Below are 22,915 nucleotides of genomic sequence, written 5' to 3' on the forward strand. Positions count from 1 at the left end.
GACCAGGTGGCGCAGCTCGGGCGGATCGTCGAGGACGCCGCGCGGGGAGGCCGCCCCGTGGTCGTGGCCGGCGATCTCAACCTCGAACCCGCCGGCCCCGCCTGGCGGGTGCTCATGAGCTCCGGCCTGACCGACCCCATCGCCCCGGCCAGGCCGTTGTCGACCGTCCCCGGGGCGGGCGTCCCGGCCGAGCAGATCGACCACGTGCTGGTCACCCCGGGCTTCGACGGCAAGGACCAGGCCAATCCGGACGTCCACCACTCCGACCACCGTCCCGTCGCCGTCACCCTGGTCCCGCGGTCGTGATCGGAGCGGCTGGGTAAGGTCTGTCCCATGAGGGAACAACCGGTGCTGCTCTACGACGGCGACTGCGGGTTCTGCACGGCGAGCGTCCGCTTCGCCGAGCGCCGGATCGGGCTGCGGGCCCGTGCCACGCCCTGGCAGCGCGCCGACCTGGCCGCGCTCGGCACCACGCGGGAGCGGGCCGACCACGAGGTCCTCTGGGTCGAGCGTGGCCGGGTGTACGGCGGCGCGCAGGCGGTCGCCAGGCTCCTGATCGCCGCCGGCCCGCCGTGGAGCCTGCCGGGGCTCCTGCTGCGGATGCCGCCGTTGCGCTGGGCGGCCCAGGGGGTCTACCGGCTCGTCTCGGCCAACCGCCACCGCCTGCCCGGCGGCACCCCGGCCTGCGCCCTCCCGGCGGGCCGGCGATGACGGTCCTGCTCACCGGCTTCGAGCCGTTCGACGGCGCCGCGGTCAACCCCTCGTGGGAGGCCGTCGCGCTGGTGCCCGGGGTGCGGGCCGTACAGCTGCCGTGCGTGTTCGGCCAGGCGCTGGAGCACCTGCGCGCGGCGGTGCTGGAGCACGACCCCACGGTGGTCGTCTGCGTGGGGCAGGCCGGGGGGCGGCCCGACGTCACGGTCGAGCGGGTGGCCGTCAACCTCGACGACGCCCGTATCCCGGACAACGCCGGGCGGCAGCCGATCGACGAGCCGGTGGTGCGCGGCGGCCCCGCCGCCTACTTCGCCACGCTGCCGGTGAAGGCCTGCGTGGCGGCGGCCCGGGCGGCCGGGGTCCCGGCGAGCGTGTCGCAGAGCGCCGGGACGTTCGTGTGCAACCACGTCTTCTACGGCCTCATGCACCTGATCGCCACCGAGCGGCCCAAGGTCCGCGGCGGCTTCGTGCACGTGCCGTACGCCCCGGGGCAGGTGCTCGGCCAGGCCGGGCCGTCCATGCCGGTGGCCGTGGTCGCCGAGGCGCTGACGGCGATCGTGACCGCCGCCGTCTCGGTGGGCGACGATCTCCGCCTGGTCGGCGGGTCGCTGCACTGAGGCGCCCTACAGCGGCACGCCGTAGATCACGCGGCGGCCCGCGAACTCGGTGACGCTCCACAGCGTCCTGCTGTCGCGGACGCAGGTGAGGTCCTCGGGGCCCACCGGGTAGGGGCGCTTGGCGAGCGTGTCGCCGACCACGATCAGGGCGCCGTTCTTGGAGGCGCCCGCCGCCTGGCTGAGATACCAGGTGCCCTCGTGGGAGAGCGCGCCCTGGATCTTGGCCGCGGGCAGGCGGTAGGCGTCCAGGGCGGAGGCGACGCCGCCGTCGGCGCGCAGCGAGCCGTCGGACTCCAGCGGCCAGCGGGCCACCCGGCCGGTCGCGCCGGGGGCGTCGACGTACTCGCCGGAGATCAGGGTGTCGGTCGGGGTCGTGCGGTCGATCGCGGCGAAGGAGAACAGGGCTCCTCCGGCCGAGGTCCAGGCGCCGGTCTGCGGCATCACGTAGCGGTAGCCGAAGGCGTTGTGCACCCCGCCCTTCCGGCCGATCGTGGTCTTGTCGTCCCCGTCCACCTCGAAGATGTGCCGGGTGTCGAAGACCCGCATGCCGCGGGTGGTGTCGGCGACGTAGAGCAGGCCGCCGTACCACGCGATGCCGCCGGCATGGATGTTGATCGGGGCGATGTCGCCGTCGGCGCGGGCCCGCACCAGCAGGACGTGCCGGTAGCGGAGCGTCGCGGTGTCGAGGAAGGACAGGCGCACTCCCCGCTCGGCCCCCGTCTCGGGCTTGTAGTACCAGCTCACCACGTACACGCCCGCGCCGATCCCGGCGTCGGAGGCACAGGTCAGCCCCTGGGGGTACCACTCGCGGACGGCGTTGTCGGACGCCTCGAAGCAGTACCAGTCCACCGGCCGGGGCCTCATCGTCCCGAATGCCCCGGCGCCGGTGGAGCCCTTCCGGACCGCGACGCGGTTGGCCTTGGCCAGCACGGTGTCGAGGGGCACGCGCTTGAGGTGTTTCTCCAGGGCCCGGACCCCGGCCCCGTAGTCGCCGCCGTCCCGCCTCAACTGGAAGGGCTCCGCCGCTACGGCCGTCATCCCGCTCATGGGGGGGTTCTCCTTCTCCGGTCACGCCCGGGCGGGCGGATCAAGATGTGGAGTTCATGAGTATGCCGGGATTCGGATCCCTTTTCTGATCATATGGGCCAGGTGTGCACCGGCTCCCCGGTGAGCGACAGCTCCCGGTAGCGGGTCACCATGCGGGCCCGGGCCGCCGGGTCGCCGCCGAGGCCGCCCAGGACCTCGCGCTGCCAGATCGCGCCGGTACGGCGGAGCCTGACCCGCTCCCGGATGATGTCCAGCGTCCAGTCCGCCTCGGCCGGGTCGACGCCCATCCGTTCGAGCCCGGCCCTGGCGACGGGCAGCAGCTCCAGGGCCAGCTGCGCGGCCGGGATCTCCTCTCCCAGCCCCGGCCAGGCCATCGGCGCGTCCAGGCCGTGGATCGCGGCCCGGTAGAAGTTGCGGTAGGCCGCGGCGAAGGGGAACTCCTCCACCGGTCCGGCCGACATGGCCGAGGTGAGCCCCAGCAGGAAGGCGGCGTTGGCCGCCATGTCGGCGGGGGTCGGCCCGGCCGGCAGGGCGCGCATCTCCACCCGCAGGTGGCCGCCGTCCGCCGGGTCGTAGATCGGCCGGTTCCACTGCCAGACCGTGCCCTGGTGCAGCCGGAGCTCGGCCAGCTCCGGCACCTCCCCCTCCGCCCGCGGGCCCGGCGGGGAGGTCATCGGCAGCACCGGCTCGTAGTCGCGGACACACGTCTCGAACATCTCCTCGGCGCTGCGCACCCATCCGGAGCCGAAGGCCACCCGCCGGTCCCTGCGTTCGGGCCGTTCCACGTCGCGGTCGTCGGCAGACTCCTCGAACAGCGCGATCCTGGTCTCCTCCCACAGCCGCCGGCCCAGGAAGCCCGGCGAGTTGCCGCTGACCGCGAGGACCGGGCCGGTGGCGAGCTGGGCGGCGTTGTAGACGCGGGCGAACTCGGCGGGGGTCGTGCGGAGGTGGACCTGCCAGGAGGTGTTGGCGCTCTCCAGGATCACCCCCTCGACCTCCAGCTCCAGCTCCTCGACCCCTTCGATCCGGACCCGGAACGGTTCGGTGCGCAGCCGCCGCATGCCCCGGGCCAGCGCCCGGTAGCGGCCCTCGTCGCTGAGCGCCTCATGGGTGAAGTCGAACTCGCTCAGCGAGGGCAGGATGCCGATCGCCAGGGCCTGGCCGCCCTGCGTCGCCGCCGCCGCGTCCACCAGGGCCATCGTCTCGCGCAGCTCCCGGACCAGGGCGCTGAAGGGCCGCCCGGCGATCGGCAGCGGGGTCAGGTTGACCTCCAGGTTGAACCGGCCGAGCTCCGGCACGATCCGGCCGTCGTCGGCGGCGGCGCGCACCTCGTGATTGCGCGGCAGCGGCCGGCCCTCAGGGGTGATGAGGAACATCTCCAGCTCGGCCCCGACAGTCGCGGGCCCGGCACCGAAGCCCGGTCTGGCCAGCAGCTCGCGGAAGGCGCCGAGCTGCTCCGCCAGCCGTTCCCCGAAGCGGGCGAAGTCCGCCTCGGAGAATCGGTCCTTGTCGAGTTGCTGACCCATCTCACCATCCGATCCATCGGCCTGCCTGCCCCCTCCCTCTGTCCCCAGCCGAGGGTTCTAATCAGCCCGTGCGTCAAGTGACGGCCCGGACGGCGTATCCGGCGCCCCTTCCCATGACGCTCCTTCCCATGACGCCCCGCGGATGCTGAGATGCTGCGGAGGTCGCCGAGACAGGCGGACCGTACCGGTCAGAGGAGTGTGCGAGTGCGAGCGGTGGTCTTCGACGCCTTCGGGGCCGATCTGCGGGTCCGGGAGGTGCCCGCCCCCGGGCCGCCGCCCGGCGGGGCGGTGGTCCGGGTGGAGGCGACCGGGCTGTGCCGGAGCGACTGGCACGGCTGGCAGGGCCACGATCCGGACATCCGGGTCCTGCCGCACGTGCCCGGGCACGAGCTGGCCGGGGTCGTGGAGGCCGTGGGGGCGGGGGTCGGCGCCTGGCGGCCCGGCGACCGGGTGACGGTCCCGTTCGTCTGCGCCTGCGGGCGCTGCGCGGCGTGCGCGGCCGGCGACCAGCAGGTCTGCGAGCGCCAGACCCAGCCGGGGTTCACCCACTGGGGCTCCTTCGCCGAATACGTGGCGATCGAGAACGCCGACGTGAACCTGGTGGGGCTGCCGGAGGAGATGGCCTTCACCACCGCCGCGAGCCTGGGCTGCCGCTTCGCCACCGCCTTCCGCGCCGTGGTGACGGTCGGCCGCGTACGGCCCGGCGAGTGGGTGGCGGTGCACGGCTGCGGCGGCGTCGGCCTGTCCGCCGTGATGATCGCCGCCGCCGCGGGCGCCCGGGTGGTCGCCGTGGACGTCTCTCCCCAGGCCCTGGAGCTGGCCCGGCGGTTCGGCGCCGCGGCCTGCGTCACCGCGGCCCCGCCCGGCGCCCCCGCCGTCCCGCCGGACGCCCCGGCCGGGCGGGCCGGCGGCGCCGTGCCCGCTCCGCCCGCCCGGGACGCCGAGGAGGCCGGCGCCGGGGCCGACGTCGCCGCGCGCGTCCGGGACCTGACCGGCGGCGGGGCCCACGTCTCGGTCGACGCGCTCGGCAGCCCGCGGACGTGCGCGTCGTCGATCGAGAGCCTGCGCCGCCGGGGCCGCCACGTCCAGATCGGCCTGCTCCCCGGCCTCACCCCGCTCCCGATGAACCGGGTGATCGGCCACGAGCTCGAACTCCTCGGCAGCCACGGCATGGCCGCCCACGCCTACCCGGTGATGCTGGAGATGGTCGCCGGCGGGCTGCTCCGCCCCGACCTGCTGGTCACCCGCACCATCGGCCTCGACGAGGCGGGTCCCGCGCTCGCCGCGCTCGGCTCCGTCCCCGGTGTCACGATGATCGTGCCGTCGAGGTGAGAGCGCGCCCTCCCGGCCTCACCCCCCGGCGGCCGGGGGGACCCGTGGGGGCGCGTGGCCGGCGGACGTCGCGGCGGCGTCCCGCGGGGGCTCCTCCAGGGGGACCCGTAGGGTGTTCAGGACCACGGCGAGCATGTCGTAGTGGGCGACGAGCATGACCAGTTCGATCCGGCCGGGCTCGTCGTAGCGGGCGCACAGGGCCTGCCACGTCCGGTCGGTGAGGTCTCCGGACCGGTGCATCTCCTCGGCCACGTCCAGCACCAGCCGGTCATCGGCTCCCCACTCGTGCCCATGGCCGCGGACGGCCTCGATCTCGGCCTCGGAGAGCCCCGCCTCCCGGGCCAGCCGTACGTGGTGGGCCCACTCGTAGGCGCTCCCGCGCAGGTGCGCGGTGCGCAGGACGGCCAGCTCCCGGTCGCGGGCGGGCAGCGTGCCGTACAGCAGCGCCGCGCCGAACCCGATCCACGCCTGGAACAGCGCGGGGTGACGGGCCAGTGTGGTGAAGACGTTGTAGGGACCGGTGCCCTCGACCACGCGGGTGAGGAACCCGTCCCACTGCTCGGGGGGCAGGGGCTCGACTCGGGGATTCACAGATCAGAGGTTACTTACTACGATCACGCCTGTGAACGGTCGCTTGGTAGGTAGACGTGTGCTCGTCGTAGGGGCGGGCACCCGGCCGTCCTCCGACCCGGAGGCGCCGGTCGGGAACGGGCGGGCGATCGCGGTCGAGGCCGCCCGGCAGGGCGCCGCGGTGGTCTGCGCGGACGTGGACGAGGACGCGGCCGCCGAGACGGCCGCGTGGATCGGCCGCGAGGGCGGGCGGGCCGAGGTGGTCGCCGCGGACCTCGCCGACGGGGACGCCTGCGAGGCGCTGGCCGGCCGGGCGGGCGCGGTGGACGGCGTCGTGCTCAACGCCGCGATCGGCTCCGGGCTGGCCCTGGCGGGGACCGCCGCCGCCGACTGGGACCGGGTGTTCGCGGTCAACCTGCGCGGCCACTTCCTGGTCTGCAGGGGCGCGCTGCCGCTGCTCGGCCCCGGCTCCTCGATCGTGTTCATCGGCTCGGTGGCCGGGCTGCGGCCGGGCAGCCTGATCCCCGCCTACGACGCCTCCAAGGCAGGGCTGGTGGGCCTGGCCAGGCACGTCGCGCTGGAGGGCGCCGGCCGCGGGGTCCGGGCGAACCTGGTCGCCCCCGGCCTGATCGACACCCCGCTCGGCCGGGACGCGGCCAAGCTCTGGGAGCACCGCGGCCAGGTGATGATCCCGATGGGCCGCCAGGGCACCGCCTGGGAGGTGGCGAAGGTGACGACCTTCCTGCTGTCGGACGAGGCGAGCTATGTCACCGGCCAGGTCCTCGCCGTGGACGGCGGGCTCACCCTCCTGTAGGCCCGCGGCGTCTTCTGTGTGGACAAACCATGCTTGCGTCCCATAAAAGACGATTAATACGGTGATAACGTCCCTGGGCATGCGTCCAGAAGATCTCGCCCTGCTGCACGTCCCCGGCAGCGTCACCCTTCACGAGGATCTCATCCTCGTCGACGTGGCCCGCCCCGACCTGGAGGCCGACGCCTACCGTGGGGGCCTGTGGCGGCTCCCCCAGGACGGCCCGCCCGTCCAGTTCACCTTCGGCGACCACGACAGCGCCCCCCGGATCTCCCCCGACGGAGCCTGGGTGGCCTTCCTGCGCGCGAGCGGCGGCGGCAGGCCGCAGCTCCACGTGATGCCCACCGGCGGCGGCGAGGCGCGCCCGGTCACCGACCTGCCGCTCGGCGCGGGCGCGCCGGTCTGGGCCCCCGACTCCCGCCGGATCGCCTTCGTCGCCCGGGTCCCCGAGAACGGCCGCTACGGCACCGAGGAGGACGTCAGCGCCGCGGCCGAGGCGCCGCGCCGCATCACCGGGTTCCGCTACCGGCACGACGGCGTCGGCTTCATCCTGGACCGCCGGCCGGCCCTGTTCGTGGTCAACGCCCTGGCCGACATCCCGCAGCCGGTGCAGCTCACCGACGGGCCCTACGACGTCGACTCCCCGAGCTGGACCCTCGACGGCGAGCACGTGCTGGTCTCGGCCGACCGCGACCTGGACGGCGAGTCCCTGCACACCGACCTGTACGCGGTGCCGGCCGCCGGCGGGACGCCGGTCCTGGTGGTGCGCAGCGCCGGATCGGCCGGCCACCCCGTCGCGCTGCCCGGCGGGGAGGTGCTCTACCTCGGCAGCGCCTTCTCCGGCATCCACGCGGTGGCCCGCAACACCGGCCTCTACCGCGCCCCCCTGGTGATCGGCGGCGAGCCGGCGGCCGGGGTGCGGCTGACCGAGGAGGAGTCGGTCGACATCGAGCCGATGACCCCCGTCGCGGTCGAGGACGGCGTCCTGGTCACGGTGCGGGTGCGCGGCGCGGTCGAACTCCGGCTGGTCCCCTCCGGCGTCCAGGACGGCCCGCTGGAGAAGCTCCCCCTCGTCCTGGGCGAGCGGGCGGCCGTCAAGGCGTTCACCTCCTACGGCGGGCAGGTCATCGCGGTGGTGTCCACCCCGGAGAGCCCCGGCGAGGTGGTCACCCCGGACGGGACGCTCACGGACTTCTGCGGGTCGCTGGCCGGGATCCGCCCGCTCCAGGAGATCACCGCCGTCTCCGCCGACGGCTACCCGGTCCACGGCTGGCTGGCCCTGCCGGAGGGCGAGGGGCCGCACCCGGTCCTGCTGAACGTGCACGGCGGCCCGTTCCACCAGCACGGCTGGGGCTTCCTGGACGAGACCCAGGTCTACGCCGCCGCCGGATACGCGGTGGTCCTGCCCAACCCGCGCGGCTCGGCGGGGTACGGCCAGGCCCACGGCCAGTCGGTGATCGGCGCCTTCGGCACCGTGGACGCCGACGACGTGCTGGCCCTGCTGGACGCGGCGCTGGCCCGGCCCGAGTGCGACGGCGAGCGGGTCGGCGTGATGGGCGGCTCCTACGGCGGGTTCATGACGAGCTGGCTGGCCGCCCACCACGGAGCGCGGTTCAGGGCGGCCTGGAGCGAGCGGGCGGTCAACGCCTGGGACTCCTTCACCGGCTCCTCCGACATCGGCTGGTTCTTCGCCGAGGCGTACTGCGGCCCCGACCCCGAGGTCCAGCGCGCGATGAGCCCGCTCTACCACGCCGACCGGATCAACCTGCCGTTCGCGGTGGTCCACTCCGAGGAGGACTGGCGCTGCCCGGTCGAGCAGGCCCAGCGCATGTTCGTCGCGCTGCGCCGCAACGGCGTGCCGGCCGAGTTCCTGCTGTTCCCCGGCGAGGGCCACGAGCTCAGCCGGAGCGGCCGTCCCCGGCACCGCCGCCAGCGTTTCGAGGCCGTCCTCGAATGGTGGGCGCGCCACCTGTCCTGAGCCCGGCGCCGGGCGGCCCGGGCGGGCCGCCCGGGCCGGAGGCGGCCAGGCCGTCACCGCCCGCGCCGTCGGGGGGCGACCGCCGTCAGGCCAGGCAGGTCAGCGGCCTGCCCCCGTTGAACTCGACCATCTCCAGCAGCGCGGCGCCGAGGTCGATCGGCTCCCCCGGGGGCAGGCCGTCCAACTCGGCGTAGGCCCGGTGCAGGTTGCCGACGATGCGCTCGGGGTCGAGCAGCCCGGCGTACTCGCCGAGGTCGGCCTCGCGCGCCGCCTGCAGCGGCGACAGGCCGGCCGCCCGGCCGAGCTCGGCGGTGGCCATCACGAACCGCAGGTATCCCTGCACGCGGTCGATGACCTCGGGACCGCACACCCCGCCGTGGCCGGGCACGATCGTCTCGGCGTTCAGCTCCCTGAGCCGGTCGAGGACCGCGATCGACCCCTGGACCGAGCCCATCATCACGAACGGCGTACCGCCGTTGAACACCAGGTCGCCGGCGAACAGCAGCGACCGCTCGGGGATCCACACGATCGAGTCGTTGGTCGTGTGCGCCGGGCCGCCGACGTGGCGGACCTCGCAGCGCAGCTCGTCGGAGTGGACGGTCACCCCGTCGGTGTAGGTGAGGAACGGCGGGCAGGCCTCCAGATCGCCCCAGTCGACCGGGGTCCAGGCCAGGGTGCGGTATTCCGGGATCCCCTCGGCCAGGATCATCTCCCGGGTCCGCTCGTGCCCGACGATCGTCGCCTCGGGGAAGGCGTAGTTGCCGAAGGTGTGGTCACCGTGGTGATGGGTGTTGATCAATGTCGTGACCGGCCGGTCGGTGACCGACCTGATGGCCTCGCGGTAGGCCAGGGTGCGCCGCTCGGTGGAGCAGGAGTCCACGCTGATCACTCCGCGCCGCCCCACCAGGAAGCCGGTGTTGTTGATCCACCAGCTCCCGTCGGGCTGGATGTAGGCGTAGACGCCGTCGGCGACCTCCTGGACGCGGGAGGGGGGCAGGGCGTGGTCATGCCGAGATGAGCTCATAGCATGATTGTCGGTTCCCGGACATGAGTCATCACAGTGATCGGCCGATTCCACGACGGAACGGGGCACTCCGCCGCCGGCGTGCGCGAAGGCACCCGTGACCCGCCCCCGGCGTGACGGCCCTGATGATCTCGGACACGGCACCCGCCGAAGGTGTCGCGACGATCCTTCGGCATCCGCCCGACCGGTCGCGTTGGCGATCTTCATACGTCGGCTTCGAGGAGAGCCTGGACGTGCTCGGGGAAGACGCAGGCGTGCTCGGTGACGGTCCGGGTGAAGGCGGTGGTGAGGGCGTCGGGGCGGGTCCGGGTGTAGGCGGCCAGGGGCCGGCGGATGGCGGGCCGCGGGCGGAGGAGACGACCGTCGAATCCGGCGGGAATGCTGTTGGCGGGGACCAGGGCGGGCCCGAGACCGGCCGCGGCGAGCAGGGGCGCGGCCGCGCTCTGTTCGGTACGGATCGCGGCGCGCGGCTGGAATCCCGCCGCCGCGCACGCCTGGTCGAGAACTTCGGCCAGGCCGTTGCCGGGTGCGTAGTGCACCCAGGCGCAGTCGGCCAGCGCCACCAGGTCGAGATGGGCCCGACCGGTGGCGGCGAGCGGATCGTCGGCGGCGACCACGATGACGAACTCCTCGATGCCGATCTCCCGGATCGGTCCGTCCCACTGCGCAGGCGGCGGCCCGATGGCCAGGTCGGCCTGCCCGGCGGCCATCGCGGCGGCGAGTTCGTCGGCGTGCCGGTGCTCGAACAGGCGTACCTGGTTGCTCGGATACCGCCGGCGCCAGGCGCGCAGCACGGCGGGCAGGACGCCAAGGGTGATCGAATAGAGCGTCGCGACGTGCAGTTCGGCTGCCTCCAGGCCGCCGGCCTGGCGGGCGGCGGTGCGGGCGCGGTCGGCGTCGGCGAGGGCGGCGCGGGCGTACGGCAACATCGCCCGACCCATCGGAGTCGGCCGGACCGAGCGGGGGAGGCGCTCGAGCAACGTCCCTCCGACGGATTTCTCGAGCGCGCGGATCTGGTGCGACAGCGCGGGCTGGGTGACGTGGAGCAGCTCAGCCGCATGGGTGAAGGAGCCGGTGTCGACCACCGTGATCAGGTACTCGAGCTGCCGCAACGTTGCCATGAACAAATGTTATCGCAGCAATGAAAAGCAAGCCTTGGACTTATCGACGCAGGTCGAGCAGAGTCGATGTGTCGCCGTTCGAGCGACATATCCCTTTGAAGAACCAAGGAGAACCATCATGGCTGTCACAGACGTCCTTGCCGGGCAGCGGCTGGTGATCGTCGGGGCAGGCTCCCATACCGGCCGCTCCCTCGCCCGGGCGGCTTCAGCCGCGGGTGCCGACCTGGTGCTGGCCGGGCCGGACCCGCGCAAGCTCGAATGGACCGCCGGTGAGCTGGCGGGCCCGGCACAGGTGACGCCGGTCGATCTGACGGACGAGGGCTCCATCGCGGATCTGGCCGCCGAGGTCGGCAATTTCCAGCATCTGGTGTCCACCGCGGCGATGCACGCCAACGGGCCGGTGACGGAGCTCGATCTCCAGGACATCCAGCGGGCGTTCTCCGCGAAGGTGATCGGCCCGCTGCTGCTGGCCAAGCACCTGGCCCCGCGGGTACGCGAGGAGGGCTCGTTCACCTTCTTCTCGGGGGTGGCCGCCTGGCGGCCCGCTCCGGAGCGGGCGGTGATGGCCACCACCAACGGGGCGCTGTCGTTCCTGGTGCAGGCGCTGGCCGTGGAACTGGCGCCGGTACGGGTGAACGCGATCTCCCCCGGCATCGTCGACACCGGATCCTGGGACCGTATGGGGTCGGAGAAGGCGGCGTTCCTGCGCGGCGTGGCCGAGCGCAACCCCGCCCGCCAGGTCGGAACCGCCGACGACCTGGTGCAGGCGGTCATCTACACGCTGACCAGCCCGTACGTCACCGGCACCGTTCTGCACGTCGACGGCGGCGGCCGTCTCGTCTGACCCACGCGAGGAGAGCACCCACCATGGATCTACAGCTCAACGATGCCGTCGTCATCGTGACGGGAGCCTCCGCGGGCATCGGCAAGGCGGCGGTGGCCCTGCTGGCAGCCGAAGGGGCCACGGTCGTCGGCGTCGCGCGTGACCCGCGAGGGCTGGAGCGGCTCGCGCCCACGGTCGTGGGGATCGCGGCCGACCTCACCGAACCGGAGTCCGCGCGGCGGATCGCCGATGCCGTGCTGGAACGGTACGGCCGCATCGACGGACTGATCAACAACCTCGGCGGTCTTGACGCCCGTACCGGGTTCCTGCAGGTGACCGACGAACAGTGGAAGGCCACCTTCGACCTCAACCTGCACACCGCGGTCCGGATGACCAAGGCCGTCCTGCCCGCCCTGCTGCGCCAGGGCGGCAGTCTGGTGCACGTGACCAGCGAGGCGGCCCGGCTGCCGGACGTGCCGCTGGTGGACTACGCGGCGGCCAAAGCCGCGCTGCTGTCGGTGTCGAAGACCCTGGCCGTCGAGTACGGCCGGGACGGGGTCCGCTCCAACGTCGTCTCCCCGGGGCCGACCCGCACCCGGCTGTGGGACGCTCCGGGCGGATTCGCCGACCAGCTCGCCGAGCAGTTCGGCCTGGACCGCGAGCAGGCGATCGAACATTTCGTCGGCCAGGTACGGCGGCTGCCCACCGCGCGGCTCGGCACCCCCGAGGATGTCGCCCGCGTCATCGCCTTCCTGCTGTCACCGCTGACGGCACAGGTCACCGGCGCCGAGTGGGCCGTCGACGGCGGAGCCCTCCGCCAGATCTGACCCCTACCCGGCCAGCGCCGGATCAGCCGATCCCGAACTCAGACCTCATCTCACTCATCTCGAAGGTGTGTTCACCATGTCCGTTCTCAAGCGTGTCATCGCAGTCGCCGCGACCACGGCCTGCCTCTCCGTCGGGGTCGCCGCGGCAGCTCAGGCCGGCGTCTCCGCGTCTCCGCGGCCCCACTCCGCACATTCCGACCAGCGGTGGGCATGGAGCCTGGTCGACCGGTCCCACGAGCTCGTGCGCCCCGAGCACATCACCGTGGATCGCTCCATCGGCACCCGCCGGGCCCGTACCGCCGTGCACCTGGCCCAGCAGCTCTACACCTTCTGGAACACCGGCCAGGCCAAGTATCTGCACGCCGCCGTCAGCCCGAACTTCCGGGACAACACCCTGCCCGAGGGCCGCCCGCAGGGCCCGGCCGGACCGGCGTCCGCCTCCAAGAACTTCCGCGCCGCCGTACCCGACCTGACCTGCGAGCTGTCGGACCTGCTGGTGACCGGCGACAAGATCACCGCACGGCTGGTCTTCCGCGGTCACTTCACCGGCACCTTCGACGGCAAGGAGGGGCAGGGCCAGAAGGTGGAGTTCAACGCCATCGACATCCAGCACGTCAGCGGCGACCGCATCGTCGAGGACTGGCACATCGAGGACAACCAGACCCTGATGGCCCAGCTGGACGCGCCCGCGGCACGCCGATGACCCTCGGTCCGGGCTTGTGTGAGGCGGGTGCCGTCAGCGCCGGTAGAGGCGGAAGTAGTCGAACTCGGCCGTGGCTCCGGCACCCCCCAGGGAGATGAGCCCGACACGCAGGTCCGTCTCCGCGGGCATCGTCCACACGCCGCCGAAGATCCACGACTTCCCGTCGCGGCTGGTGGCCGCGCGCAGCTCGTGCTCGCCGTTGCGCGGGTCGACGCGGTGGACGAGGCGCAGCCACGTCGTATCGGCGGGCGGCCCGACGATCGTGCCGCCGTAGGCGATCCGACCGGCATAGGGCATCTCCTTGCCGAACTCGGTCTGGCGGGTGTTCCAGATGGCGGCGTGCACGAGCTTGGCGTAGAGGTCGTCGCTGCCGTAGGCGATCAGACCGGCCTGCTGGTAGTTGCGGACCGTGTCCGTGCCCAGGTCGATGCGGAGTTTCGTTTCGGCGGTCCAGTCGCCTTCGGGCACCTCGCGCAGGAGCACCGAGGCGGAGTTGTCCTCCCGGTTGAGCTCGGCGGCCTGCGTCGGCCAGCGGAGCGCGCCGCCGCCGAGGCGTCCTTGCGGAGCGCGGACCCAGGTCCATCCCTGTCGCAGGTCCGCGCCGTCGAACTCGTCGCTCCGGGCACGGTCCAGCGGCCCCGGGCGCGGGTCGCGCACGGGCCTGTGCCTCGTGGCCACGCCCGGCGCCCGCTGCGGCTCCTCCGACGCCCACGCCCCGCCCCGGACGGTCGGCCACCCGCCGATCCAATCCAGCCGGTCGATCAGCATCGGCCGCTCGTTGATGCCGAACGGCTCGTCGAGATAGGGATCGTCTCGGTCGATGGCATGGTAGGCCAGCCAGTCCTGCCCGGTCGGGTCGGTCACCACGGCGTTGTGTCCGGTACCCACCCAGCGGTTGCCGTTCGGCGCGATGACGATCGTGCCGCCGGCCCGTGAGGTGTTGAGCGGCATGCCCTCGCAGTCGAGATAGGGCCCTGTGATGGCGCGGGAACGGCCGGCGTAGACGCTGTAGCCGGTGGCCGGGCCCGCGCAGCAGTCAGCGGAGGAAGCGAACAGGTACCAGTAGCCGCCGCGGCGCAGGAGGTAGCCGCCCTCGAAGCGGTTGTCGATGGCGATCATGGTGGGGTCGCCCACCGCCCGGCCGCCCGTGGCGTCGAGCCGTGTGATGTGGATCCCGCCGTAGTAGGAGCCGTAGACAAGGTATTCGGTCCCGTCGGTGTCGACGGCATGACTGGGATCGAAGGTCCATTTGAAGTCGTCGGGGCCCCCGCCCCTGCGCGGGCCGACGACGGGTGCCCCCGAGTCGGTCCAGGGGCCCGCTGGAGTGGGGGCGGTGGCCATCCCGATCGCGTTGTCGTTGCGCTCCGGAGTGACGGTGGTCTGGGTGACGACGTAGTACAGCCGGTAGCGGCCGTTCACGCGGCGGATGTCGGGCGCCCACAGACTCGCGCCCGCCGCCGTGTCGGCCCACGTGGGCAGGGTCCGGGCGGTGAAGGCGTCGCCGACGTGGCTCCAGGAGACCAGATCACGTGACCGGGAGATCGGCAGATGGTGGGCGCTCCTCTCCCCCTCGCGCAGGGGATCGCTGGTACCGAAGGCGTACCACCAGCCGTCCTCGCCCCGGATGATCGCGGGGTCGGCGAAGGTGTCGGCGAAACCGCCGCTGACCGGATTGGTGTAGGTCCCGCCCCCACTGCCACGTTCCGCCGGGGCGGCTCCCGGGACGCCGCCCGAGACGCTCTGCCGTAGAGCGGCCGAGGTGGCCTCCCGCGGGGAGGACGCGGCCGGGGCCGCCGCGACGAGGCAGGCCAACCCCGCGCACAGCGCTGTCATGCGCTGGACGATTCTGGCGCGCATTCGGATCCCTCTCGCTAGGGTTCGCCTCTCGCCGACGCTCACCTCGGCATCCAGCCTGGGCGATCTCCATTACCAGCCGTTTGTACAACGTTGCATTCAACGTTGTAAATAGCCGTCGACGTATTCGGTGATGATCGAAGGGGTCCCGGACACCGACGGCGATCGGTCCATCGACCGCCCCGACTTCAGGCGACAGACCCTGGTCTCCTTCCGGAAGGGGATCAGGCCGGCACGGCGGCCGGATGGCATGCGGGTGCACGGAAGGGGCGACTACGGGGTGCATGACCCCTTGCTGTCGGCGACTCGCAGGCTCAGCGTCGTGCCGTAGTGCCGGTGCATGCTCTGGTCGGCGGGCGGGTCCTGGGTGCAGACGGCGCGTTCGAGGTGCGGACCGTCGTCGTATCCCTCGGTCACGATGGGCCGGCTCATCGAGGCCGTCCGGGCGGTCGCCGTGGTCGCCGTAGTCACCTTGGTGGGCGGCGGTGCGACGGACTGGGGGACGAGGCGGGTCTCTACGACGGTCTGGCGGATCACCTCGCGCACCGGCTCGGTCCGCACGACGCCGGCGGCGATGTCGCGCTGCAGCCGGGGCTCCGCCGAGCGCACTTCCCAGGCCCGGTTGCGACACGACTTGGAGCAGTAGGAAGCGGGACGGCCACGTCCGGCGTAGGGCACGTGCTGCCTGCACCAGGCGCACGAGCGGCCCACGTTAGCACTGAGAACGATCTTGTGGTGTCGTTTCTGCTCACCCGGGATGCCGGCCTCTTGGCGCCGTACCGCCTCTCATGAGTTCACGGACCCGAGTGGAGGGCTTGGAGGCGGTGATCGGCGCCGCGGAGACCGTGCGGCTGGGGTCCGCGGTGCGGTCAGCACGCCCAAGGCTCCGTCCTCGAAACAGGGACGGAGCCTTGGGCGGGGTTCAACGCGCCAGGCGCCGAGGAGGCCTGCTTCCTCACCCGTCCTGGGGTGTCAGCCGTTGACGGTGGCGTGCTCGCTGACGTCCGCCTCCCGGATGGCCAGCCGGACGCCGGTCAGGCGGGCTCCGGCTGTCCCGTCGGCGGTGACGAGCGGCGCGTCCGCGCCGTTCATGGTCAGCTCGCTGCCGCTGGGATCGAGGTCCTTGAGCTTGCCGCTGATGTGCACGGGGTTGGCCGCGTACAGGGTCTGGTGCGGGGTGACGATCTCGAGCTCGGCATCGATGTGCAGCTCGCTGGGGTATCGCACCCGGCTGAGGCTGTCCTCGGCGCCGTCGCCGAGGGTGCCGCCGGAGGGCCGCGGCCAGCTCGCGCGCAGCATCACCCGGCCGCCGAGCGCATCGCAGTGGCCGAGCATGGCAAGGCGCGTGATCTGAGCCAGGACGCCGGTGCTGTCGTATTTGTCGGGCCCGAACAGCAGGATCTCGGCCCCGGCCGCCTTTGAGCGGTCGCCGGCCAGTTCGATGCGCTCGGTCTTGCCGTCGATCTCGACCTCGATGTCGCCTTCGGCCGACACCTGCATGATCAGGGAAGGGTCGACCAGCATGTACATGTACGGGGCCGGACTCGGGGCGAAGAACAGGCCGGGCGTGATGCCGACCGGTCCGTTCTCGTCGTCGGCCGGGTACCAGGCCTCGGGCAGGGAGGTGCCACGGAGCACGTTCGGTGCCTGGGCGACCTCGAACGGACCCTCACCGCGAGGGCTGCCGAGGTAGGGCCGGGTGAGCGGCTTCTTGAAGGGGGGAACGTCGTCGATGGTGCCGTGAAGGTCGATGACGTTGCGGTGGGCCAGCCGCAGGGTGCTGGTCTCCAGAATGCCGAAGTGCCGGAGGTGGAACTGCGCGGGGAAGTTCTTACCCGGCACGATCTGGCGTATCTGCCCGGTGTTGGGCAGATACGGGTTGGTCAGCACCTGGATGCGGTCGTCGAGTTCGTAGCTGAAGCCCTTGATGCCGACCTCGGGGGCGCTGATCAGCTCCAGGTCGAACCCGGCGTAGCCCTCCTCATCCACGATGTGCTCGAAGCCCGGCATCGGCCACTTGTTGAACTGGGCGAACCCTGAGAGGTTGATCGTCTCGCGGCGACCTGCGTAGTAGTCGTCGCCGAACACCACGGTCGCGCAGGCCAGGACGTGGGGCCGGATCGGCTTGGGCTCGAGATCGAGAGACTCGTAAGTCTCACGTAAAGTAGTCATACGGGGACCATACGATATATCCACCGTTCATCCTGGCTGTTTACCGTGATCGCCGACCGTGGCGGCGATCTTCGCGTCGCCGCTCGAGGCCATAAAGGACGCCCTGGCCCTTCGGGGCCGGCAGAGATCGATGATCAGGTGGTCTGAATTCCCGATCCTGCCCCCGCCCAGTCTTCATGGCCCAGCGCTCGGGTCGGCGCCATAAGACGCGAAGTAACTCTCTGTGACGGCTTTTGAACGATGTGGCCAAGCTCTGTCCGCGCCCGGCTTCCGCCTGGCCCACCCGTGCCCGACACCACCCCGGCCTGCCGGAGCACCTCAGTCGTCGGCCAGTGCGGCGGTGGCGTCGCGGCCGGCGCCGGTGGCGCGGCGCAGGAAGCCGGCCAGCAGGTCCAGCTCGGCTTCCGTGTATTCCGCGCAGATCTCGTCCATCGCGTGGTTCATGCCGGAGTAGAGCCGGAACAGCTCCGCGTTACGCTCGGGCAGCGCCTTGATCAGCACGGCGCGGCGATCGGCGGTGTCGCGCTCGCGGGCCACCCACCCTGCCCTCTCCAGCCGGTCCAGGATGCCGGTCAGTGTGGCGGGATGCAGCCCGGCCTGCCGCGCCAAGGCCGTCGGACTGATCGGCCCGCACCTCCCGATGAGGTCGAGGCAGTCAAGATCCACGTCCTTCAGCTCGGCCCGCGCGCTCACCTGCCGGTCGAGCAGGGACAGCTGGCCGCGCAGCTCGCGCAGCGCCTCCTTGATCGCCACCGTGGCCCGCCTGCGGCGGCGCGCGTCATCCACATTCCCAGATGTGACGGAACTCATATCATATGACTTTCAAATTAGATGCTACGGTTTTCATATTATACGGCATGCGAAAGGATTTGACATGATCCTCGTCACCGGAGCCACCGGCACCATCGGCCGCCCCCTCGTGGACCTGCTCACCGGCGCGAACGCCAAGGTCCGCGCCGTCACCCGCACCACCGAGCCCACCTCCCTGCCTGCCGCGGCCGAGGTGGTGACCGGCGACCCGGCACAACCCGGCACCCTCGCCCGCCACCTCGACGGGGTCACCGCGCTGTTCCTCCACCCGCGGGCCGCGGGCGACGCGGCGGCGGAGCTCGTCGCACTGGCCAAGGAGCACGGGGTGCGGCGCGTGGTGGCACTGTCGGCCATCAACATCGACGAGCCTCTCGACCACCAGCCGTCGCGTTTCCGCGGCGACCGCAACAAGGAGACGGAGGATGCGGCCGTCGCCGGCGGCCTGGAGTGGACGAGCCTGCGTGCGTCGAGCTTCGCGGTCAACGCCCTGATCAGCTGGGGCGGCCAGGTCACGGCGGGCGACGTGGTCTGCGGCCCGTACGCCGGCTTCGCCGAGACGCCGATCCACGAGCACGACATCGCGGCGGTGGCGGCCCACGCCCTGCTGACCGACGACCTGGTGAACCGGCGCACGTACCTGACCGGGCCGCAAGCGCTCACCCACACGGACATGGTGGAGATCATCGGCGAGGCCATCGGCAGGCCGCTGACCTACACGGAGATCCCGCCGGAGGCCGCAGCCCAGGGCCTGATCGCCCGCGGCCTGCCCGAGCCCTTCGTCACGGCGCTCATGGCACGGTACGCCCGGGACCTGGCCAGGCCGACCCGTCCCACGGACGACGTGGAGAAGATCCTCGGCCGTCCGGCTCACACCTTCGCCGCCTGGGCCGAAGAGTACGTATCGGAGTTCAGGGGCTGAAAACCACGGACAGGGCCGGGCTGCGCCGTTGCGGCGCCCTGCCCTGTTCGGGGAGAAGCCCCCGACCCGACCGCGCCCTGTTCGGCTTCTTCGCCGCCACGGCCGAACCCGGATGCGAGAACGTCCACGAAGCCACCTTGGAAGGGCTCGACACGGCCGCCCGCAAAGGCAAGCGCGGCGGCCGCCCGCAGGTCATCACCGATGACCTGCGGCACAGCGTGCACTGGGACCCCTCCCCCGGCGCTGACCGTTGTCGGGGTTCGGCCCGCATGGGCCCGAACTACATTCACCGTTCACCAGGTGTTGCCGCCGGCCGGGAGCCCGGTGGGCGGCACGCGCCGAATTCCGGGCTGTCGGACGGTCCGGCGACGTCACCTTCGAGGGCGCGCACGGCTCCATCAAGCTTGACGAGACCGCGACAGTGTCAGTCCTGAGCTCCGGCGTCGATGCTGTCGACGGTCAGGTCCGTCAGCGCCGCGATGGCCGCGGCGACGGTGGCACGCCCCCGGTTCAGCTCCGCGGCGATCGCCTCGGCCGCGCCCAGCACGCCGACGCAGCGGAGCCGGAGGGCTTCCTGCGTGAGCCCGGAGTACGGCCGCAGGGCGGTGGCCATCAGGTCCGTGTAACCGTCGAGCAGCTCGCGCTCGATCGCCTCCATCTCCTGGCTCCCCTTGAGCGCGGCCGAGACGGCGGTCCACTCCGGCATGTCGGTGGCGCAGGCGAAGTAGGCGGCGCTCAGGACGCGGGCGATCTCGCGGGGGACGGCCGAGGCGTCACGCAGGGCCTCCTCCGAGGCGGCCCGGTGCCGCTCGTCGAGCCGCCGGTAGAGCGCGATCAGCAGGCCGGGGCGGGTGCCGAAGTGGTCGTAGACGACTGGCCTGCTCACTCCGGCGGCCTCCGCCAGGCTGAGCAGCGTGAGGCTGTCGGTGCCGTGGGCGCGCACGATCGCCATGGCGGTGTCGAGCAGCTGCTCCCGCCTGGCCGGCTTGGACAGGCGAGTCGATCCCGTGGCCATCGTCCTCCCTTGCGTCGCCTCCCAGCTTAAGCTACAAAATGTAAGTTACATAATGTAGGTTAGTGAGAGGACATCACCGTGGAGCACTCCGTACTGATCATGGGCGGATCCGGCCAGGCGGGCGTGGGGACCGCAACCCTCCTGCGCCGGTGGTACCCGGAGCTGCCGCTGACGATCGCGGGCCGCGATCTCGGCCGCGCCCGGCGGATCGCCGACGAGCTCGGCCGCGCGACAGCCGCGACCATCGATCTGCGGCGAGGTGACCTCGGCCTCCAGGAGACCGACGGCTACTCGGCGGTCGTGGCAACGGTGTGGGACAGCCACCTGAACGGACTGCGTTACGCACAGGACCGCGGCCTGCCGTACGTCAGCATCTCCAGCGGCCTGGTCGACATCGGACCCGAGGTTGTCGCCGCCGGCCTGCGAGCCGGCGCGGCGCCGGTCCTGCTGGCCAGCCACTGGTACGCGGGGCTCGTCGTCCTCGCGGTGCTCGGCCTCGCCAGGGAGTTCGACCGGCTCGACACCGTCGAGGTCAGCGGCGTGCTGGACGGACAGGACAGCGGCGGGCCCGCGGCCATGGCGGACATGGAACGCCTGCTGGCCGCCACCTCAGCGGGGCACGTCCGCCGCGACGGCGTCTTCCACTGGGTCAGCGGCCCCGATGCTGAAGTGGAGATCACCGACCTCGACGGCACCGTGCTGCCCGGCCGGATCGTCCCCATCCTCGACGTGCCGAGCCTGGCCCTCGCGACGGGCGCGCCCAACGTCCGCTTCGCGTTCGCGATCGGTGAGTCGGCGGGCAGGCGGCGCGGCGGGCCCGCGTCCACGGAGGTCAGGATCGACCTCGAAGGCGTGGACCGCGCCGGCGCGCCACTCAGGACGAGCCGCTACCTCTTCCACCCGGAGGGGCAGCGCCCCCTGACGGCGCTCGGCGTCGCCCTCGGCGTCGAGCGACTGCTCGGCCTGCGCGGCGCCCCCGTGCCGCCCGGCCTCCACACCCCCGAGGCGTTGATCGACCCCGGCTACGCGGCCGAGCGGATGGCGGGGATCGGCGCCATCTTCACCGGCGCGCACGGCGATCGCTGACTCCGGCGATCGAGAATCGCGGGCGGCGCGCCCGTGACATCCGTTCCGCAGGGCCATCCGATCAGCCCACGACGCGAACGACTCGCCGTACGCCGGGGCCACGACCAACGCCGGCCGCCGGGGCCGGACCGTCGTCATCCGGGGTTGAGGAACAGCGACGACGCCGGCCTGGAGCGCTTCTCCGCCCTGACACTCATGACGCCGACACGGCAGGTCTGCCGATCTCGGCATACGGCCGGATGCGCGAGGAAGCACGGCGATCCCCGACGGCGGCCTCGACCGGCTGATGACCTACCCGATCAAGAACGAGATGTACGTCCTGGACCCGACCGGCGCCACCCGCTCCGCCCCTGCTCTCATCATGTTGAACGATAGTACAAGTTGTACTAGCGTTCAACATGATGAGGGCGAGGGGGACATGATGACGCAGCAACAGTTCACGCGGGCAGGGACGCGCCAGTGGGCGGGCCTGGGCCTGCTGGCCCTGCCGACGGTGCTGCTGGGACTGGACGTGACCGTCCTGTACCTGGTGGCGCCGAGCATGGCGGCCGATCTGTCCCCGTCAGCCACCCAACTGCTATGGATCATGGACGCCTACGGGTTCCTCGTCGCCGGGTTCCTCGTCACCATGGGCACGCTGGGCGACCGGATCGGGCGGCGCCGGTTGCTGAAGACCGGGATGATCGCCTTCGCGGCGGCCTCGGTGTTCGCCGCGTTCGCCCCCACGGCCGAGCTGTTGATCCTCGCGCGAGCCCTGCTGGGGGTGGCCGGGGCGACGCTCATGCCCTCCACGCTGTCGCTGATCTCGAACATGTTCCCCGACGCGCGTCAGCGCGCGGTCGCGATAGGGGTCTGGGCCACGATGTTCGCGCTCGGGATGGCCGCCGGGCCGATCGTGGGCGGATCGCTGGTGGACTCCTTCTGGTGGGGAGCGCCGTTCCTGACGGCGGTGCCCGTCGCCCTCGTCGTCCTAGCCGGGGCACGCGCCCTGCTCCCCGAGTACGCGGCCCCGTCCACCGGCCGGCTGGACCTGATCAGCGTGGGCCTGTCCCTGGCAGCGATCCTTCCGGTCATCTACGCCGTCAAGCGCATCGCCTCCGACGGTCCCGACGGCCCGACCCTCGTCTGTGCCATGGCGGGCGTTCTGGCTGGAATCGTGTTCGTACGCCGCCAACGCCGCCTCCCCGACCCACTGCTGGACGTGACACTGTTCGGCAACCGGGCCTTCACCGTGGCCTTGAGTGTGCTGCTCATCGGCCTGGTCGGAGTCGGGGGCTCGATGTACCTGGTCACGCAGTACCTCCAGCTCGTCGAAGGGCTCACGCCCTTCGACGCGGGGCTCTGGATGGGACCACCGGCGCTGGCGATGTTCGCCGCCGCCATCGGTGCTCCCCTGGTCGCCCGGCGCTTCCGCCCCGGCTCGGTCATGGGCGCCGCCCTCGGGGCGTCCCTCGCCGGCCACGCGCTGCTCGCCACCGCGGGACTCGACGACGAGGTCCCTGTGGCAGTCGGCTTCGCGTTCGTCTATCTCGGGCTGGGCGCCCTCGCCGCCCTGGGCACCGACATGGTGGTGGGGGCGGTGCCGGCAGCGCGATCCGGGTCGGCGGCGTCGCTCTCCGAGACGGTCCAGGAACTCGGCATCGCCGTCGGCGTCGCCCTGCTCGGCAGTCTCACCACCGCCGTCTACCGCATTCAGGTGACGGTGCCCGAAGGTCTGACGTCGGAGAGCTCCGGTCCCCTCACCGACAGTCTGAACGCGACCGTGGCGATCAGCGACAGCCTTCCGCCCGGGACCGTCGAAGCGGCCCAGCAGGCCTTCACCAGCGGACTCAACATCGCTTCCCTGGTCGCGGGGGTCGCCATCGCCGCTGCCACGGCGCTGTGCCTGGGGATGCTGCGTCACGTGCCCCCGCTCGGGGAGGCGCAGAACCGCGACACCGACGTTTGAACGATGGTCCGACTATCCTGA

Annotated in this window: 22 protein-coding genes; 12 read left to right on the forward strand and 10 right to left on the reverse strand. The window is 72.1% G+C overall.

Going from position 1 to position 22,915, the window contains the following annotated elements:
* The 3 genes from ACWDS7_RS24330 to pcp all read left to right on the forward strand — a co-directional run.
* Positions 1–306, forward strand: a 306-nt coding sequence (locus tag ACWDS7_RS24330) for an endonuclease/exonuclease/phosphatase family protein (RefSeq protein WP_451931134.1), incomplete at its 5' end; no start/stop codon positions are given.
* A 27-nt stretch (positions 307–333) separates the two neighbouring features.
* Positions 334–711, forward strand: coding sequence for a thiol-disulfide oxidoreductase DCC family protein (locus tag ACWDS7_RS24335; protein ID WP_451931135.1), 378 nt, complete (start codon positions 334–336; stop codon positions 709–711).
* Positions 708–1,328, forward strand: a complete 621-nt coding sequence (gene pcp, locus ACWDS7_RS24340) for a pyroglutamyl-peptidase I (protein ID WP_306868419.1) — start codon at positions 708–710, stop codon at positions 1,326–1,328. Before ACWDS7_RS24335 ends, pcp begins: the two co-directional genes overlap by 4 nt.
* 6 nt (positions 1,329–1,334) lie before the next feature.
* Here pcp and ACWDS7_RS24345 read toward each other — a convergent pair whose 3' ends face one another.
* Positions 1,335–2,375, reverse strand: a complete 1,041-nt coding sequence (locus ACWDS7_RS24345; protein WP_451931136.1) for a hypothetical protein — start codon at positions 2,373–2,375, stop codon at positions 1,335–1,337.
* Positions 2,376–2,464: 89 nt separating this feature from the next.
* A complete protein-coding gene (locus ACWDS7_RS24350) occupies positions 2,465–3,901 on the reverse strand; it encodes a glutamate--cysteine ligase (RefSeq protein WP_451931137.1) in 1,437 nt (478 codons plus the stop codon).
* 204 nt (positions 3,902–4,105) lie between these two features.
* On the opposite strand from ACWDS7_RS24350, the gene ACWDS7_RS24355 reads away from it, so the two are divergent.
* Entirely contained in the window at positions 4,106–5,233 is a 1,128-nt protein-coding gene (locus tag ACWDS7_RS24355) for an alcohol dehydrogenase catalytic domain-containing protein (RefSeq protein WP_451931138.1), read from the forward strand.
* 18 nt (positions 5,234–5,251) lie between these two features.
* Here the strand turns inward: ACWDS7_RS24355 and ACWDS7_RS24360 are convergent, their stop codons facing one another.
* Positions 5,252–5,824 (reverse strand): carboxymuconolactone decarboxylase family protein, encoded by a 573-nt coding sequence (locus tag ACWDS7_RS24360; RefSeq protein ID WP_306868411.1) that lies wholly within the window; start codon positions 5,822–5,824, stop codon positions 5,252–5,254.
* A gap of 31 nt (positions 5,825–5,855) precedes the next feature.
* Between ACWDS7_RS24360 and ACWDS7_RS24365 the strand changes: the two genes are divergently transcribed.
* Both ACWDS7_RS24365 and ACWDS7_RS24370 read left to right on the forward strand, forming a co-directional pair.
* On the forward strand, positions 5,856–6,617 hold the full coding sequence (locus ACWDS7_RS24365; protein WP_451931139.1) for an SDR family NAD(P)-dependent oxidoreductase: 762 nt from the start codon (positions 5,856–5,858) through the stop codon (positions 6,615–6,617).
* Between the two features lie 79 nt (positions 6,618–6,696).
* Positions 6,697–8,592: an alpha/beta fold hydrolase gene (locus tag ACWDS7_RS24370; protein WP_451931140.1), complete on the forward strand. Its 1,896-nt coding sequence runs from the start codon at positions 6,697–6,699 to the stop codon at positions 8,590–8,592.
* 85 nt (positions 8,593–8,677) lie between these two features.
* Here the strand turns inward: ACWDS7_RS24370 and ACWDS7_RS24375 are convergent, their stop codons facing one another.
* Together ACWDS7_RS24375 and ACWDS7_RS24380 are read right to left on the reverse strand one after the other, a co-directional pair.
* The gene (locus ACWDS7_RS24375; RefSeq protein ID WP_306868406.1) at positions 8,678–9,616 is read right to left on the reverse strand and encodes an MBL fold metallo-hydrolase; all 939 of its coding nucleotides are present in this window, start codon (positions 9,614–9,616) and stop codon (positions 8,678–8,680) included.
* Positions 9,617–9,819: 203 nt separating this feature from the next.
* Positions 9,820–10,737 (reverse strand): LysR family transcriptional regulator, encoded by a 918-nt coding sequence (locus ACWDS7_RS24380; RefSeq protein ID WP_451931141.1) that lies wholly within the window; start codon positions 10,735–10,737, stop codon positions 9,820–9,822.
* Between the two features lie 118 nt (positions 10,738–10,855).
* Between ACWDS7_RS24380 and ACWDS7_RS24385 the strand changes: the two genes are divergently transcribed.
* The 3 genes from ACWDS7_RS24385 to ACWDS7_RS24395 all read left to right on the forward strand — a co-directional run bounded on the left by ACWDS7_RS24385 (position 10,856) and on the right by ACWDS7_RS24395 (position 13,090).
* Positions 10,856–11,581, forward strand: a complete 726-nt coding sequence (locus ACWDS7_RS24385) for an SDR family oxidoreductase (protein ID WP_451931142.1) — start codon at positions 10,856–10,858, stop codon at positions 11,579–11,581.
* Positions 11,582–11,604: 23 nt separating this feature from the next.
* Positions 11,605–12,387 carry an SDR family NAD(P)-dependent oxidoreductase gene (locus ACWDS7_RS24390; protein ID WP_451931143.1) on the forward strand — a complete coding sequence of 261 codons (783 nt, stop codon included), beginning with the start codon at positions 11,605–11,607 and terminating at the stop codon, positions 12,385–12,387.
* A gap of 76 nt (positions 12,388–12,463) precedes the next feature.
* Positions 12,464–13,090 (forward strand): ester cyclase, encoded by a 627-nt coding sequence (locus ACWDS7_RS24395; protein ID WP_451931144.1) that lies wholly within the window; start codon positions 12,464–12,466, stop codon positions 13,088–13,090.
* Positions 13,091–13,123: 33 nt separating this feature from the next.
* Here the strand turns inward: ACWDS7_RS24395 and ACWDS7_RS24400 are convergent, their stop codons facing one another.
* The 4 genes from ACWDS7_RS24400 to ACWDS7_RS24415 form a co-directional block, all read right to left on the reverse strand.
* On the reverse strand, positions 13,124–14,923 hold the full coding sequence (locus ACWDS7_RS24400) for a family 43 glycosylhydrolase (protein WP_451931145.1): 1,800 nt from the start codon (positions 14,921–14,923) through the stop codon (positions 13,124–13,126).
* 294 nt (positions 14,924–15,217) lie between these two features.
* On the reverse strand, positions 15,218–15,655 hold the full coding sequence (locus tag ACWDS7_RS24405; protein ID WP_451931146.1) for a hypothetical protein: 438 nt from the start codon (positions 15,653–15,655) through the stop codon (positions 15,218–15,220).
* Between the two features lie 261 nt (positions 15,656–15,916).
* A complete protein-coding gene (locus tag ACWDS7_RS24410; RefSeq protein ID WP_451931147.1) occupies positions 15,917–17,116 on the reverse strand; it encodes a DUF6004 family protein in 1,200 nt (399 codons plus the stop codon).
* A 318-nt stretch (positions 17,117–17,434) separates the two neighbouring features.
* Positions 17,435–17,902 (reverse strand): MarR family transcriptional regulator, encoded by a 468-nt coding sequence (locus ACWDS7_RS24415; RefSeq protein WP_451931148.1) that lies wholly within the window; start codon positions 17,900–17,902, stop codon positions 17,435–17,437.
* An 88-nt stretch (positions 17,903–17,990) separates the two neighbouring features.
* Here ACWDS7_RS24415 and ACWDS7_RS24420 point away from each other — a divergent pair, with 88 nt between their 5' ends.
* The gene (locus ACWDS7_RS24420; RefSeq protein ID WP_451931149.1) at positions 17,991–18,845 is read left to right on the forward strand and encodes an NAD(P)H-binding protein; all 855 of its coding nucleotides are present in this window, start codon (positions 17,991–17,993) and stop codon (positions 18,843–18,845) included.
* A 424-nt stretch (positions 18,846–19,269) separates the two neighbouring features.
* Here the strand turns inward: ACWDS7_RS24420 and ACWDS7_RS24425 are convergent, their stop codons facing one another.
* A complete protein-coding gene (locus tag ACWDS7_RS24425) occupies positions 19,270–19,860 on the reverse strand; it encodes a TetR/AcrR family transcriptional regulator (protein ID WP_451931150.1) in 591 nt (196 codons plus the stop codon).
* A gap of 78 nt (positions 19,861–19,938) precedes the next feature.
* Between ACWDS7_RS24425 and ACWDS7_RS24430 the strand changes: the two genes are divergently transcribed.
* Both ACWDS7_RS24430 and ACWDS7_RS24435 read left to right on the forward strand, forming a co-directional pair.
* Positions 19,939–20,946 carry a hypothetical protein gene (locus ACWDS7_RS24430; protein ID WP_451931151.1) on the forward strand — a complete coding sequence of 336 codons (1,008 nt, stop codon included), beginning with the start codon at positions 19,939–19,941 and terminating at the stop codon, positions 20,944–20,946.
* Between the two features lie 421 nt (positions 20,947–21,367).
* The gene (locus tag ACWDS7_RS24435; RefSeq protein WP_451931158.1) at positions 21,368–22,894 is read left to right on the forward strand and encodes an MFS transporter; all 1,527 of its coding nucleotides are present in this window, start codon (positions 21,368–21,370) and stop codon (positions 22,892–22,894) included.
* Positions 22,895–22,915: the final 21 nt, after the last annotated feature.

It is taken from the genome of Streptosporangium sp. NPDC003464 (assembly GCF_053588315.1).

What these genes read in the sequence shown, in the direction of transcription:
- ACWDS7_RS24375 (WP_306868406.1), bottom strand. Translation starts at nt 9,616, where the DNA reads ATGAGCTCATCTCGGCATGACCACGCCCTGCCCCCCTCCCGCGTCCAG.
- ACWDS7_RS24410 (WP_451931147.1), bottom strand. Translation starts at nt 17,116, where the DNA reads ATGACTACTTTACGTGAGACTTACGAGTCTCTCGATCTCGAGCCCAAG.
- ACWDS7_RS24435 (WP_451931158.1), top strand. Translation starts at nt 21,368, where the DNA reads ATGACGCAGCAACAGTTCACGCGGGCAGGGACGCGCCAGTGGGCGGGC.
- ACWDS7_RS24345 (WP_451931136.1), bottom strand. Translation starts at nt 2,375, where the DNA reads ATGAGCGGGATGACGGCCGTAGCGGCGGAGCCCTTCCAGTTGAGGCGG.
- ACWDS7_RS24390 (WP_451931143.1), top strand. Translation starts at nt 11,605, where the DNA reads ATGGATCTACAGCTCAACGATGCCGTCGTCATCGTGACGGGAGCCTCC.
- pcp (WP_306868419.1), top strand. Translation starts at nt 708, where the DNA reads ATGACGGTCCTGCTCACCGGCTTCGAGCCGTTCGACGGCGCCGCGGTC.
- ACWDS7_RS24380 (WP_451931141.1), bottom strand. Translation starts at nt 10,737, where the DNA reads ATGGCAACGTTGCGGCAGCTCGAGTACCTGATCACGGTGGTCGACACC.
- ACWDS7_RS24420 (WP_451931149.1), top strand. Translation starts at nt 17,991, where the DNA reads ATGATCCTCGTCACCGGAGCCACCGGCACCATCGGCCGCCCCCTCGTG.
- ACWDS7_RS24335 (WP_451931135.1), top strand. Translation starts at nt 334, where the DNA reads ATGAGGGAACAACCGGTGCTGCTCTACGACGGCGACTGCGGGTTCTGC.
- ACWDS7_RS24385 (WP_451931142.1), top strand. Translation starts at nt 10,856, where the DNA reads ATGGCTGTCACAGACGTCCTTGCCGGGCAGCGGCTGGTGATCGTCGGG.
- ACWDS7_RS24395 (WP_451931144.1), top strand. Translation starts at nt 12,464, where the DNA reads ATGTCCGTTCTCAAGCGTGTCATCGCAGTCGCCGCGACCACGGCCTGC.
- ACWDS7_RS24400 (WP_451931145.1), bottom strand. Translation starts at nt 14,923, where the DNA reads ATGACAGCGCTGTGCGCGGGGTTGGCCTGCCTCGTCGCGGCGGCCCCG.
- ACWDS7_RS24425 (WP_451931150.1), bottom strand. Translation starts at nt 19,860, where the DNA reads ATGGCCACGGGATCGACTCGCCTGTCCAAGCCGGCCAGGCGGGAGCAG.
- ACWDS7_RS24370 (WP_451931140.1), top strand. Translation starts at nt 6,697, where the DNA reads ATGCGTCCAGAAGATCTCGCCCTGCTGCACGTCCCCGGCAGCGTCACC.
- ACWDS7_RS24350 (WP_451931137.1), bottom strand. Translation starts at nt 3,901, where the DNA reads ATGGGTCAGCAACTCGACAAGGACCGATTCTCCGAGGCGGACTTCGCC.